Below are 13,459 nucleotides of genomic sequence, written 5' to 3'. Positions count from 1 at the left end.
GCTTGCCCTCGGTCACCTTCACCGTCACCGGCTCGCCGGCCTTGGCCTTGTCGCCGGTGAGGTTCACCGAGATGGCCATCGGCTTGGGCTTCATCACCAGCAGGGCGACCCGGCCGGGGCCGGCGGTCAGCTCCCGGCCGGCCGCGAGGCAGTCCTCGGGGGCCAGGCCCGGGTCCACGCCGAGGCCTTCGACGGGGGTGGTCCAGCCGGTACCGGTGAGCAGCCAGGCGGCGACGGCCAGCGGGGTGGGCAGGGGCTCGCCCCGGCCCCTGCCCTCGCCCTGCCCGAGGCGGACGTCGAGCTCGACGCCGAAGGGGCGGAAGGAGCCGGGGGTGCCCTGGGGGTAGGTCCTGGTGCCGTTGCCCTTGCCCTGGTCACCGGGGCCGACCACGACCAGGCGGTCGGGGCGGGCGGCGGCGAGCACGGAGAGGGCGTCGGAGCAGGCGGTCCGGGCGGCGGCCAGTTCCTGGGCGGCGCCGGAGGCGACCTCCGGTACCAACAGGGGCGGCGCGGGGCATACGGCGGCGGCTACGAGCATGATCCGCAGCCTATCCGCGGCGCTTGGCCGTTGGGTACGGGTCGGGCGGGTGCCGCTGCGCGGAGCTGGTCCCCTCCCCGCCCTCCCCCAGACTCCGTCCGGGGGGACCCCCATCCCGAAACCGGTGGGCGCTGCCCCCGGACCCCCATACCGACGCTCCGCGCCGGTGCGCTCAAACGCCGCGCGGGCTGGATGTGCGCAGCACATTCCAGCCCCGCGGGCGGTCAGCAGGCTGCCGAGCCGCAGGCGGATTCGGTGGCCGGGAGGGGGGCGGGGACGCCCAGGGTGGGGATGCCGAGCATGACGCCGGGGCCCGCGGCTGGGGCGGCCTGGCGCTTGGCCCAGGCGTCACCGGCCCGCGTGCGGCGGACGGCCAGGGTCGGGCCCTCGGCCAGCAGGTGGTGCGGAGCGGCGTAGGTGATCTCCACGGTCACCACGTCACCCGGCCGCACCTCCTGGTCCGGCTTGGTGAAGTGCACCAGGCGGTTGTCGGGCGCCCGGCCGGACAGCCGGTGGGTGGCGCCGTCCTTGCGGCCCTCGCCCTCCGCGACCATGACCTCCAGCGTGCGGCCGACCTGCTTCTTGTTCTCGTCCCACGAGATCTCCTCCTGGAGGGCGACCAGGCGCATGTAGCGCTCCTGGACGACCTCCTTGGGGATCTGCCCGTCCATCTCGGCGGCGGGCGTACCGGGCCGCTTGGAGTACTGGAAGGTGAAGGCGTTGGCGAAGCGGGCCTCGCGGACGGTGTGCATCGTCGCCTCGAAGTCCTCCTCGGTCTCGCCGGGGAAGCCCACGATGATGTCGGTGGAGATGGCGGCGTGCGGGATGGCCGCGCGCACCTTCTCGATGATGCCGAGGAAACGCTCCTGCCGGTACGAGCGGCGCATGGCCCGCAGGACGGTGTCCGAGCCGGACTGCAGCGGCATGTGGAGCTGCGGCATCACGTTGGGCGTCTCGGCCATCGCGGCGATCACGTCGTCGGTGAAGTCGCGCGGGTGCGGGGAGGTGAAGCGGACCCGCTCCAGCCCCTCGATCTGCCCGCAGGCGCGCAGCAGCTTGCTGAAGGCCTCCCGGTCGCCCAGGTCCGAGCCGTAGGCGTTGACGTTCTGGCCGAGCAGGGTGATCTCGGAGACGCCCTCGGCGACCAGTGCCTCGATCTCGGCGAGGATGTCGCCGGGGCGGCGGTCCTCCTCCTTGCCGCGCAGCGCGGGGACGATGCAGAAGGTGCAGGTGTTGTTGCAGCCCACGGAGATCGAGACCCAGGCCGCGTAGGCGGACTCGCGGCGGGTCGGCAGCGTGGAGGGGAAGGCCTCCAGGGACTCCGCGATCTCGATCTGCGCCTCCTCCTGGATGCGCGCGCGCTCCAGCAGGACCGGCAGCTTGCCGATGTTGTGCGTGCCGAAGACCACGTCCACCCAAGGCGCCCGCTCGACGATGGTCTCGCGGTCCTTCTGCGCCAGGCAGCCGCCGACGGCGATCTGCATGCCGGGGCGCTTGGTCTTCATGGGCGCGAGCCGGCCGAGGTTGCCGTAGAGCTTGTTGTCGGCGTTCTCGCGGACCGCGCAGGTGTTGAAGACGACGACGTCGGCGTCCCCGTCGGCGCCCTCGGGCGCGCGGACGTAGCCCGCGTCCTCCAGCAGTCCGGAGAGCCGCTCGGAGTCGTGCACATTCATCTGGCACCCGTAGGTGCGCACCTCGTACGTCTTCGTCACCTGTCCAGGGTAAGGGGGGCCGGGCCGTGACATGTGCGGCGGCGGCTGGCAGGATCGCGGCCGTGCACCGCCCCTTTTCCCGGCTCCCCCGGTCCCGCAGGCGCCGCGCCCTGCTGGGCGCGGTGGCGGTGCTGGCCGCCCTGGGGCTGGTGCTGTGGTGGCTGCTGCCGCTGGGCCGCCCCGAGCCCGCCGGCCCGCTGACCTTCAGTACCGGTGTCCGCACCGGCGTCTACCAGCGCTACGGCGAGCTGCTGCGGGACGCGATGGCGCGGGACCTGCCCAAGGTGGACGTCCGGCTGGTGAGCAGCGAGGGCTCCCAGCAGAACCTGGCCCGGGTGGCCTCGGGTGAGGCGGATTTCACCATCGCGACCGCCGACGCGGTGGCCACGTACGAGATGGACCGCAAGCCCGGCGCGGACCGGCTGCGCGGCTGCGCCCGGCTCTACGACGACTACGTCCAGCTGGTGGTGCCCGCCGACTCGCCGGTGCGGTCGGCGGCGGACCTGCGGGGCAAGCGGGTGGCCGTCGGGCAGCCCGGGTCGGGCGTGCGGCTGCTCTCGGACCGGCTGCTGTCGGCGGCGGGGCTGGATCCGGCCAAGGACGTCACCCCGGTCTCGATCGGCATCGACCGGATGCCCGGCGAGCTGGAGGCGAAGCGGATCGACGCCTTCTTCTGGTCCGGCGGGCTGCCCACCACCGCGGTCCGCGAGCTCTCCGAGCGGAGCGAGATCCGGCTGGTCCCGCTGGGAGACCTGGTCGGGGCGCTCCAGCGGACCGGGCCCACCGCGCGGTACTACCGGGCCGCGGTGATCCAGCAGGACGCCTACAAGCTGGCCCGCAACACCTCGGCGGTGGCGACCCTGGCGGTGCCGAACCTGCTGGTGACCACGGACCGCACCGACCCGGCGCTGACCGAGGGGCTGACCCGGACGCTGATCGACAACCGGGACCGGATCGGCGGCCAGGTGCACGCGGCCCAGCTGGTGGACCTGCGCACGGCGATCTTCACCGACCCGCTGGAGCTGCACGAGGGCGCCGCCCGCTACTACCGCTCGGTCAAGCCCTGACGGACCCGCCGGCCCGGCCCCGGGGCCAGGGTCAGCCGCGGCTCGCCGGCAGCAGTTCCACCGCCGCCGCGGCCGCGCCGATCAGACCGGCGTCGGTGCCGAGCGCGGCGGGCACGACCGTCAGCCCCTGCACGAAGTCGAGGGTGGCGTACGAGGCCAGGTGCGCGCGCAGCGGCCCGAAGAGGGTGTCCCCGGACAGGGCCACGCCCCCGCCGATCACCGCCACGTCCACCTCCACCAGCGTCGCGGTGGCGGCGATGGCCGCGGCCAGCGCCCGGCCCGCGCGGTCGAAGGCGGCCCGGGCGACCTCGTCGCCGTCCCGGGCGGCCGCGGCCAGCCCGGCGGCCGTCCGGTCGGCCGTGGCGGGCTGCCAGCCCGCGGCCAGGGCCCAGCGGGCCAGTGAGGTGCCGGAGGCGATCGCCTCGACACAGCCCCGCGCCCCGCACACGCACGGCTCGCCGTCGAAGGCCACGGAGATGTGGCCGATGTGGCCCGCGTTGCCGGTGGGGCCGGGGTGCAGCCGGCCGTCCAGGACCAGACCGCCGCCCACGCCGGTGGAGACCACCATGCACAGGGCGTTGTCGTGGCCGCGCGCCGCGCCGAGCCAGTGCTCGGCGGCCGTCATCGCCACCCCGTCGCCGACCAGCGCGACCGGTACCCGGGCGCCGTGGGCCGCCAGCGCGGCCTCGGTCCGGGCTTGGACCGGGAAGCCCCGCCAGGCGCCGATGTTGACCGGGCTGACCGTGCCCCGGGAGGCGTCCACCGGACCGGCGCTGCCGATGCCGCAGCGGCGCACCTCGGCCCACTCCGGGGCCGCCGCCAGCTCTGCGACGACCTCCTCGACGGCCGCCATCACGCCGTCGCCGTCCACGCCGCGGGGGGTGGGCCGGCGGGTGGCCGCGGTCATCGTGCCGTCCGGCCGGACCAGCGCCCCGGCGATCTTCGTGCCGCCGATGTCGACGGCGGCGGTGACACCGGTGCTCCCGTCGACGGTGCGGGGCTGCGGGACGGTCGACGCGGGGGTGATCACGGGGCTCTCCTGGAACGGGGTCGGTTTTCAGTATGCGCGCGGCGGCGGGGCCGTACTCTCCCGGGGCTCCAGCCGCGGCCGCTCGCCCTCCAGGGCCCTGGGCGGGCCCCCGGCCAGCAGGTCCAGCAGCGCCTGCGCGGCCAGCCGCCCGAAGCCGGGGGTGTCCCGGACCAGCGCGGTCAGCCGCGGATGGGTCACCCGGCACAGCGGGGAGTCGTCCCAGGCGACCACCGACAGCCGCTCGGGCACCGCGATCCCGCGGCCGGCCGCCACCCCGAGACCGGCCACCGCCATGACGTCGTTGTCGTAGACCAGCGCGGTCGGCGGCCGGGGGCCGTCCAGCAGGAGCCGGGTGGCTTCGGCACCGGCCGTGTCGGAGTAGTCGGTGACCACCGAGCGCACCGCGTCCGGACCGAGTCCGTACCGCTCGGCGCCGGCCCGCAGGGAGCGGATCCGCCGCTCGGTGTGGGCCAGTCCCGGCAGCCCCGCGACGTGCCCGATCCGGCGGTGGCCGAGCCCGTGCAGGTGGTCCAGGATCCGGGTCATGGCCTCCGCGTCGTCGGCCCAGACGCAGGACGGCCCGGCGGCCTCCGGGGTGCCGCCGACGAAGACCGCGGGCAGTCCCAGGGAGCCGAGCAGCGCCCGCCGCGGGTCCTCGGTGCGCGGGTCGACGACCAGGACGCCGTCCACCCGCCGCTCGGCCCACCAGCGCCGGTAGGCCGCCAGCTCCTCGGCCGGGTCGCCGGTGACCTGGAAGAGCAGGGCGGTCGCCCGGGCGGCCAGCACCTCCTGGATGCCGGCGACCAGTTGGAGGAAGAAGGACTCCACGCCCAGGGTGGCGGCGGGCCGGGCCAGCACCAGGCCGACCGCGCCGGCGCGTTCGCCGGACAGGGCCCGGGCCGCGCTGTTGGCCCGCCAGCCCAGCTCCTCGGCGACCGTGCGGATCCGGTCGCGGGTCTGCGCGGAGACGCCGGGCCGGCCGTTGAGCGCGAAGGAGACCGCGCTCTCGGAGACCCCGGCGCGGCGGGCGATGTCCTTGATGGTGGGTCTGCGAGGCATGGCACCGTCCCCGGATTCGCCGGAACGCAGGCGGTCACAACGCGTGGAACGGGCTCGGAGCGCCTTCGACTAAAGCGCATTAGTACGCACAGCCTCAGGGGTGGTGCTGGGTCCTGTCAACGGCGCCCGGGCGCATTCCGCGCGCTCCGGAAAACCCGCGGAAAAGGCCCTGTTGACGTGTCCCGGCAATTCCCGGCAGGTTGTGCGCCATGTCCGACGACCCCGCTCGACACCCTGCTCGGGGCCCGGCCCGCGGGCTGCGCTTCGGCGCCAATTACACGCCCAGCCGCGGCTGGTTCCACCACTGGCTCGACTTCGACCTGGACGAGGTCCGCGCGGATCTGGATTCCCTCGCCGCGCTCGGCCTGGACCACGTCCGGGTCTTTCCGCTCTGGCCGGTCTTCCAGCCGAACCGCACCCTCATCCGGCCGCGCGCCGTGGAGCAGTTGGTGCAGCTCGCCGACGCGGCCGCGGAGCGCGGCCTGGACGTGGCGGTGGACGGCCTCCAGGGGCACCTGTCGAGCTTCGACTTCCTGCCGGCCTGGACCCGGACCTGGCACCGGCGCAGCCTCTTCCTCGACCCCGAGGTGGTGGCCGCCCAGGAGGCGTACCTGCGCACCCTGGCCGGGGCGCTCGCGGACCGGCCCAATTTCCTGGGCATGACGGTCGGCAACGAGTTCAACCAGTTCGCGGACGGCCCGCACCCCGATCCGGACCGGATCACCGCGGCCCAGGCCGAGGCCTGGCTGACCCGGATGCTGGCCGCCTGCGAGGCCGGCGCCCCCGGCCGCCCCCATCTGCACGCCCCGTACGACGCGGCCTGGTACCGGGACGGGCACCCCTTCACGCCCGCGCAGGCCGCCCGCCTCGGCGCGATGACGGCCGTGCACTCCTGGGTGTTCAACGGCACCGCGCAGCGGCACGGCCCCACCGGCACCGCCACGGAGCACCACGCGGCCTACCTGGTCGAGCTGGCCAAGGCCTGGGCGGCGGACCCGGACCGCCCGGTGTGGCTCCAGGAGGTCGGCGCGCCCGCCCCGCTGATCGCCCCGGACCGGGCGGCGGCCTTCACCACGGCCACCCTGACGGCCGCGCTGGACTGCCCGGGGCTGTGGGGCGTGACGTGGTGGTGCTCGCACGACGTCCCGCGGGACCTGGCCGACTTCCCGGAGCTGGAGTACTCCCTCGGGCTGCTCACCGGGGACCGCGAGGCCAAGCCGGCGGCCCGGGCGCTGGCCGCGGTCGCCGCCGACCGGCGCGGCCGGGAGCACCGTCCGCCGCCCCGGACCACGGCCCTGCTGCTCGACGCGGGCGGGGCCGCCGCCGCGCCGCGCCGCTCGGTCTGCGCCCCCGGCGGCTCCTTCTTCGAGGCCTGGGCCGCCCTGGCCGCCCAGGGCCTGCGCCCCGCCGTGGTGCTCGCCGAACACGCGGCCGACGCCGCCCATCTGACGGCCCGCGGCATCAAGGAAGTCGTCAGCCCCGCCGACCTGTGACGAGGAGCCTCCATGCCCCAGCACGTCCGGCCCGAGCGAAGCACCGCTGCCGATCCGCGCCCACCGGCCCCGCCGGCCGTCGGGGCACCGGGGCCCGGGTCCCGCCCTCCGGCTCCGCGGGGCGGGCCCACCCGCCGCGGCGTGCTGCTGGCCGGGGCCGGCACCGCCGCGGCGTTCCTGGGTGCGGCGCCCGCGGCCGCCGTACCGGGGGCGCCGGACGCCCCGACCCTGACCCCCCACGCCGCCTACTGGTACCCCGGCTCCGTCCCGGACGGCACCCCCGCCCCCGGCGTCGAGTGGCGCTCGCTGGCCGACTGGTCCCCGGCCGCCGACCCCGACCTGCCCTACCGCGCCTCGACCGTGCCCCTGGCCGCGCGCTTCACCCCCGTACCGGCCCACCCGGGGACCACCGGCGCCCACATCGCCGCGCTGGTGTCCTTCGGCCCGACCGCGGGCCACCCCGCCCAGGGCTTCCCCGGCGCCGACCGGTACGCACCCACGCACTGGGCCTACCTCGACGAGCTGGTCTTCTGGGGCGGTTCGGCCGGCGAGGGCGTCGTGCTCGCCCCCACCGCCCCGGTCACCGACGCCGCGCACCGCAACGGCGTGCGGGTGCTCGGCACCGTCTTCCTCCCCCCGGCGGTCTACGGCGGGGACCTGCGCTGGACCCGGGAGCTGGTGCACCGCGACGCGTACGGGCGCTTCCCGCTGGCCGGCACCCTCGCCGAGGTGGCCGCCGCGTACGGCTTCGACGGCTGGTTCGTGAACGCCGAGACCGACGGCGGCGATCCGGAACTGGCCGCGCGGATGCGGGGGTTCCTGCGCGCGCTGCGCGCCGCCGGGGCGGCCCGGGGGCTGCGCGTCACCTGGTACGACGCGATGGACCGCAGCGGTCGGGTGGCCTGGCAGGGCGCGCTGAACGAACGCAACCAGGACTTCTTCGAGGACCGGCGCGGGACGGTGGCGGACCGGATGTTCCTCGACTTCGGCTGGACCGGGCCGAAGCTGGCGGGCTCGGGCCGGCTGGCGCGGGCGCTCGGCCGCGGCCCGTACGAGCTGTGGGCGGGGGTGGACGTGGAGTCCCGGGGCTGGGACACGCCGGTGGACTGGGAGGCCGTGCTGCCGCCCGGCGGCGCGGCCGTCACGAGCCTCGGCCTGTACCGGCCGGAGTGGACCCTGGGCCGGACCGCCGACGGCTCCCCCGCCGCCTTCCACGCGGCCGACGACCGCTTCTGGACGGGCCGTTCGCTCGATCCGGCGCGCCCGGACCCGGCGGACCCCTGGCGGGCCCCGGCCACCGCGGTGGCCGACCGGGCCACGGTCACCGGACTGCCCTTCGCCTGCGCCTTCAACACCGGCCACGGACTGCGCTGGTACGAGGACGGCGAGGTGCGCTCCGCGGAGCCCTGGAACCACCTGGGCCTCCAGGACCGGCTGCCGGGCCGCCGTTGGGAGGTGGCGGTGCCGCAGGGGTCGGAACGTCCCGAGGTGTCGCTGGACTTCGAGGACGCCTGGCGGGGCGGCAGCAGCCTGCTGGTCGCGGGGAGTCCGTCGGGCCCGGTGGCCGTGGGCCTGCACGCGCTGCGGGCGGCGCTGGGCCCCCGGCCGGTGCTGGAGCTGACCCACCGGGCGGCGGACGGACCGGTGGAGGTGGCGGTCGGGGTGGCGGTGGCCGAACCGTCCGGGCCGGGCGCGCCGGTGCCGTACGTCTGGTTCCCCGCGGGCCGGGCCGCGGCGGCCGACGGCTGGCACACCCGCCGCGTGCCGCTGACCGGGCTGGCCGGCCGGACGGCGCACCGGCTGGCGGTACGGCTGACCGGACCGGGCGGGGCCCCGGTGCGCTGGCGGCTGGGCGCCCTGGCGCTGTGCGGGGACGGCCCGGCGGCCCCGCCGGCCGCGCCCGCCCGGCTGCGGGTGACGGCCGCGGCGGGCGCCGGCGGGGGCACGGCGGAGCTGCGGCTGCGCTGGGACCCCGCGCCGGGGCCGGTGCGGCACTACGAGCTGAGCCGGGTCCGGCCGGACGGCCGGCGGGAGTTCCTGGGCGGGAGCTGTGGCCCGGCGCTGTACGTGCCGGCGCTGGCGCGGGCCGCCGGGGAGCGGGCCGCGCTGCTGGAGGTCCGGGCGGTGGACGAGCTGTACGCCGCCTCCGCCCCGGCCCGGACCACCTTCGGCTGGTGACCGCGGCGGCCGGGCTAGGCCGCCTCTTCCGGATCTTGCCTGACCCGCGCCGCCTGGCACCGCACCTCGCCGCGTTGTCGGGCCCACCCAAGTACGTCCAGTAATCGGGCGACCCTCCGCCTTGCGATGCACGGCGCCAGACGACGCGGGCTTAACCGGCAAGATCCGAAAGAGACGACCTAGTCCGGTGCCGTGCGGGGGACGGAGACCGTCACGCGCAGGCCGTGCGGCGGGTTCGTCTCATACGCGAGGGTGCCCCCGCCGGCCGCGAGCAGGGCCCGGGAGATGGACAGGCCCAGTCCGGAGCCCTGGACGTTCTGGTGCCGGCCGCTGCGCCAGAAGCGGTCGCCGACCCGGGCCAGTTCGTCCTCCGTCAGCCCGGGGCCGCGGTCGGCGACGACCACGGTGGCCACCCGGCCCTCGGCACCGGCCGTGACGGTGACCTCCTCCCCGGCGGGGGTGAACTTGAGGGCGTTGTCGATGACCGCGTCCAAGGCGCTGGACAGGGCGATGGGGTCGGCCCAGCCGGTCACCGCGCGCCGCCCGCCCGCGGTCAGCCGCAGCCCCTTCTCCTCGGCCAGCGGGCGCCAGGCGGCCACCCGCTCGGCCGCCAGCGCACCGATGTCCACGAGGGAGATCTCGGCCGAGGCGTGCTCGGCCAGCGCCAGGTCGAGCAGGTCGTCGAGGACCTGGGTGAGCCGCTTGCCCTCGGTGCGCACCGAGGCGATCTCCGCGTTCCCCTCGGGCAGTTCCAGGGCCAGCAGCTCGATCCGCAGCAGCAGCGCGGCGAGCGGGTTGCGCAGCTGGTGCGAGGCGTCGGCGACGAAGGCGCGCTGCTGTTCGAGCACTTCCTCGACGTGGTCGGCCATCTCATTGAAGGAGCGCGCCAGCCGACGCAGTTCGGGCGGCCCCCCGGAGGCGGCGACACGGGAGTTGAGCCGGCCGGTGGCGATGTCGTGGGTGGCCGCGTCGAGGATCCGGACCGGTCGCAGCACCCAGCTGGTGAGCCGCAGCGCGGCGCCGAAGGCCACCGTCATCGCCGCGGCCAGCCCGGCCACGATGATCAGCCAGCCGCGCAGGATCCGCGAACGCAGCTGTCCGGTGGGCGAGTCGGTGACGACCACGGCGACCACGTCGCCGTCGAGCACGACCGGGGAGGCGACCACCAGGCGGCCGCCCGGCTGCCAGGGCCACACCTGCGCCGGATCGTGGCTGCGGCGCCCGGCCAGCGCCTCCTCGAAGGCGCGCCGGCCCTCGCCGTCCGGCGGCAGGTTCCACCAGCCGGGCGCCCGGGCCATGGCGTTGTCGTCGCGGAAGAAGATGCCCACCCGGATGCCGTACAGGTCGTGGTAGCGGGCGAGTTCGAGCTGCAGGGTCTCGCGGCGCTCGTCGACGCCCACCTCGCCGGACTCGGCCGCGTCCACCACGAACTGCGCGAGCGCGGCGAACCGGACCGTGTCGTCGATCCGGTCCACGACCACCTGCTGCTGGCGGGCGGCGGCGAGGCTCACGCCGAGCGGGAAGCCGAAGGCGAGCAGGATGCCCGCCATCAGGATGACGAGCAGGGGCAGCAGCCGGGTGCGCACCGGGGCGCCCCGCTACGCCGCGGCCGGGGCGACCAGCCGGTAGCCGACGCCTCGGACGGTCTCGATCAGTGCGGGCATCCGCAGCTTGGAGCGGAGCGAGGCGACGTGCACCTCGAGGGTGCGCCCGGTCCCCTCCCAGCTGGTGTGCCACACCTCGCTGATGATCTGCTCGCGCCGGAAGACCACGCCGGGGCGCTGGGCCAGCAGGGCGAGCAGGTCGAACTCCTTGCGGGTCAGCGGCACCTCGGCGCCGTCGACGGTGACCCGGCGGGTGGCGAGCTCGACGGCGACCGGGCCGAGCCGGACCAGGTCCGCCTCGCCCGCGCCGCGGCCGCCGGCCTCCTCGCCGGAACCGCTGCGGCGCCGGGCGACGGCGTGGATCCGGGCCAGCAGCTCGCCGGTGTCGTAGGGCTTGACGACGTAGTCGTCGGCGCCCAGGTTCAGCCCGTGGATGCGGGAGCGGACGTCGGAGCGGGCGGTCACCATGATCACGGGGATCGAGGTGCGCTTGCGGATCCGGCCGCAGACCTCGTACCCGTCCTGGTCGGGCAGTCCGAGGTCGAGCAGCACTACGCCGAATGGCGGTGCGTCCGCGGGCAGCAGCGCCTGCAGGGCCTCCTCGCCGTTGCGGGCGTGCGTGACCTGGAAACCGTGCCGCGCCAGAATCGCGGACAGGGCCGCCGCGACGTGGTCGTCGTCCTCGACGAGCAGCAGTCTCATCGGTCCCCCTCTCCGGATCTCGGCAGGTCTTGCCTGGTGGCGCGTGGTGGGCGCCTGGTCGTGTGCGGCCCGGGACAGGTGAATCGCACCCGTCGCGCATGTGGCCACCATGCATCCACGCGGATCGGACGGCCCACGTCAAGGGGCTTCCGCTCCGGCGCGTCTTCCGTTATGCACCCGGTACGAGTACACCCGGATCGCTCACGTTACGTGGTCAGCCGAGTCCTTATCGTTATGCTCAATTTCCGCTCAGATGTGATGACGCTGCGCTCACGGGCTCATTAATGTCCTTGCAACCGAGGAGGACGGAGCAAGATCCCGATGAGCGGAGAATCGGTGACCGAGGGACCGCAGGACGCCGTGCCGGCCGCCGGTGACCTGGTCGTACTGAGCGGCGTGAACAAGCACTTCGGCGCGCTGCACGTACTCCAGGACATCGACCTGAGCATCGCCCGCGGCGAGGTCGTGGTGGTCATCGGCCCCTCGGGTTCCGGCAAGTCGACCCTGTGCCGCACCATCAACCGGCTGGAGACGATCGACTCCGGCACCATCACCATCGACGGCAAGGCGCTGCCCGACGAGGGCCGCGAGCTGGCCCGGCTGCGGTCGGACGTCGGCATGGTGTTCCAGTCGTTCAACCTGTTCGCGCACAAGACCGTGCTCGAGAACGTGATGCTCGGTCAGATCAAGGTCCGCAAGACCGAGAAGGCGGCGGCCGAGAAGAAGGCCCGCGCCCTGCTGGACCGGGTCGGCGTCGGCACGCAGGCGGAGAAGTACCCGGCGCAGCTCTCCGGCGGTCAGCAGCAGCGCGTGGCGATCGCCCGGGCGCTGGCGATGGACCCGAAGGTCATGCTCTTCGACGAGCCCACCTCGGCCCTCGACCCGGAGATGATCAACGAGGTGCTGGAGGTCATGCAGCAGCTCGCCCGGGAGGGCATGACCATGGTCGTGGTCACCCACGAGATGGGCTTCGCCCGGTCGGCCGCCAACCGGGTGGTCTTCATGGCGGACGGCAAGATCGTCGAAGAGGCCGTGCCCGACCAGTTCTTCAACAACCCGCGCAGCGACCGCGCCAAGGACTTCCTTTCGAAGATCCTCCACCACTGACCGTCACCGGTCTGGTACTGATCCGCTCAGTGCGCCGCAGCAGGGCCCGGCCCGGCGGCGCGCGGCACCACGCGTTTCGCAGTCAACGCACTCGCCAACAACGTCTCATCCGAGGGAAGTTCACCATGAAGGTTTCCAAGGCCGGCGCGGCCGCCGCGGTCGTCATCGCCCTGGCGCTGAGCGCCACCGCCTGTGGCAGCGACGACAAGGACTCGGGCTCGGGCGGCAAGAAGATCGTCGTCGGCATCAAGTTCGACCAGCCCGGCGTCGGCCTGAAGACCCCGGACGGCAAGTTCACCGGCTTCGACGTGGACGTCGCCAAGTACGTCGCGGGCAAGCTCGGTTACGCCGAGAAGGACATCGAGTTCAAGCAGGCGCCCTCCGCCCAGCGCGAGACGCTGCTCCAGAACGGCGACGTGAAGTTCATCGTCGCGAGCTACTCGATCAACGACAAGCGCAAGGCGAAGGTCGACTTCGCGGGCCCGTACTTCCTGGCCCACCAGGACCTCCTGGTCCGCGCCGACGACAACACGATCACCAAGGCCGCGGACCTCAACAACAAGAAGCTCTGCTCGGTCACCGGCTCGACCTCCGCGCAGAACGTCAAGGAGAAGCTGGCCCCCAAGGCCGACCTCCAGCAGGTCGGCGGCTACTCCGAGTGCATCACCGGCCTGGAGAACAAGGCCGTGGACGCGCTGACCACGGACAACTCGATCCTGGCGGGCTACGCCGCGCAGCCGCAGTTCAAGGGCAAGTTCAAGCTGGTCGGCCTGAACCTGAGCAACGAGAACTACGGCATCGGTCTGAAGAAGGGCGACAAGGACCTCCAGACCAAGATCAACGCCGCGCTCAAGGACATGGTCAAGGACGGCTCCTGGGACAAGTTCGTGAAGGCCAACTTCGGCCCCGCGAACTACAAGAACGAGCCCGCCCCGCAGATCACCGAGGGCAGCTGAGTCACTGACGGGG

At 74.5% G+C, this 13,459-nt stretch carries 11 protein-coding genes; 5 read left to right on the top strand and 6 right to left on the bottom strand.

Annotated features, from left to right (window positions below):
• Together AB0O40_RS20845 and miaB are read right to left on the bottom strand one after the other, a co-directional pair.
• Window positions 1-538: hypothetical protein (locus AB0O40_RS20845; protein ID WP_365043518.1), on the bottom strand; the 538-nt coding region annotated here is incomplete at its 3' end.
• Window positions 539-762: 224 nt separating this feature from the next.
• Window positions 763-2,250: a tRNA (N6-isopentenyl adenosine(37)-C2)-methylthiotransferase MiaB gene (gene miaB, locus AB0O40_RS20840; protein ID WP_365043515.1), complete on the bottom strand. Its 1,488-nt coding sequence runs from the start codon at window positions 2,248-2,250 to the stop codon at window positions 763-765.
• Between the two features lie 62 nt (window positions 2,251-2,312).
• On the opposite strand from miaB, the gene AB0O40_RS20835 reads away from it, so the two are divergent.
• Window positions 2,313-3,317 (top strand): TAXI family TRAP transporter solute-binding subunit, encoded by a 1,005-nt coding sequence (locus tag AB0O40_RS20835; protein ID WP_365043512.1) that lies wholly within the window; start codon window positions 2,313-2,315, stop codon window positions 3,315-3,317.
• 31 nt (window positions 3,318-3,348) lie between these two features.
• Here AB0O40_RS20835 and AB0O40_RS20830 read toward each other — a convergent pair whose 3' ends face one another.
• Together AB0O40_RS20830 and AB0O40_RS20825 are read right to left on the bottom strand one after the other, a co-directional pair.
• A complete protein-coding gene (locus tag AB0O40_RS20830) occupies window positions 3,349-4,347 on the bottom strand; it encodes an ROK family protein (protein WP_365043510.1) in 999 nt (332 codons plus the stop codon).
• Window positions 4,348-4,374: 27 nt separating this feature from the next.
• Window positions 4,375-5,406: a LacI family DNA-binding transcriptional regulator gene (locus AB0O40_RS20825; RefSeq protein WP_365043507.1), complete on the bottom strand. Its 1,032-nt coding sequence runs from the start codon at window positions 5,404-5,406 to the stop codon at window positions 4,375-4,377.
• Between the two features lie 209 nt (window positions 5,407-5,615).
• On the opposite strand from AB0O40_RS20825, the gene AB0O40_RS20820 reads away from it, so the two are divergent.
• Both AB0O40_RS20820 and AB0O40_RS20815 read left to right on the top strand, forming a co-directional pair.
• Window positions 5,616-6,899 carry a glycosyl hydrolase gene (locus AB0O40_RS20820; RefSeq protein WP_365043504.1) on the top strand — a complete coding sequence of 428 codons (1,284 nt, stop codon included), beginning with the start codon at window positions 5,616-5,618 and terminating at the stop codon, window positions 6,897-6,899.
• A gap of 141 nt (window positions 6,900-7,040) precedes the next feature.
• Window positions 7,041-9,077 (top strand): endo-beta-N-acetylglucosaminidase, encoded by a 2,037-nt coding sequence (locus tag AB0O40_RS20815; RefSeq protein WP_365043501.1) that lies wholly within the window; start codon window positions 7,041-7,043, stop codon window positions 9,075-9,077.
• Between the two features lie 179 nt (window positions 9,078-9,256).
• Here the strand turns inward: AB0O40_RS20815 and AB0O40_RS20810 are convergent, their stop codons facing one another.
• Window positions 9,257-10,663, bottom strand: coding sequence for a HAMP domain-containing sensor histidine kinase (locus tag AB0O40_RS20810; protein ID WP_365043499.1), 1,407 nt, complete (start codon window positions 10,661-10,663; stop codon window positions 9,257-9,259).
• 12 nt (window positions 10,664-10,675) lie between these two features.
• Window positions 10,676-11,383 carry a response regulator transcription factor gene (locus AB0O40_RS20805; RefSeq protein ID WP_365043496.1) on the bottom strand — a complete coding sequence of 236 codons (708 nt, stop codon included), beginning with the start codon at window positions 11,381-11,383 and terminating at the stop codon, window positions 10,676-10,678.
• A 321-nt stretch (window positions 11,384-11,704) separates the two neighbouring features.
• Here AB0O40_RS20805 and AB0O40_RS20800 point away from each other — a divergent pair, with 321 nt between their 5' ends.
• Window positions 11,705-12,490 (top strand): amino acid ABC transporter ATP-binding protein, encoded by a 786-nt coding sequence (locus AB0O40_RS20800; RefSeq protein ID WP_365043493.1) that lies wholly within the window; start codon window positions 11,705-11,707, stop codon window positions 12,488-12,490.
• 125 nt (window positions 12,491-12,615) lie between these two features.
• The gene (locus AB0O40_RS20795) at window positions 12,616-13,446 is read left to right on the top strand and encodes a glutamate ABC transporter substrate-binding protein (protein ID WP_365043490.1); all 831 of its coding nucleotides are present in this window, start codon (window positions 12,616-12,618) and stop codon (window positions 13,444-13,446) included.
• Window positions 13,447-13,459 lie beyond the last annotated feature (13 nt).

Source organism: Streptomyces sp. NPDC089919 (assembly GCF_040684615.1).
Taxonomy (GTDB): Bacteria; Actinomycetota; Actinomycetes; order Streptomycetales; family Streptomycetaceae; genus Streptomyces.
The sequence above is the reverse complement of the archived record's forward strand: the minus strand, read 5'-3'. Positions and strand labels throughout refer to the sequence as shown.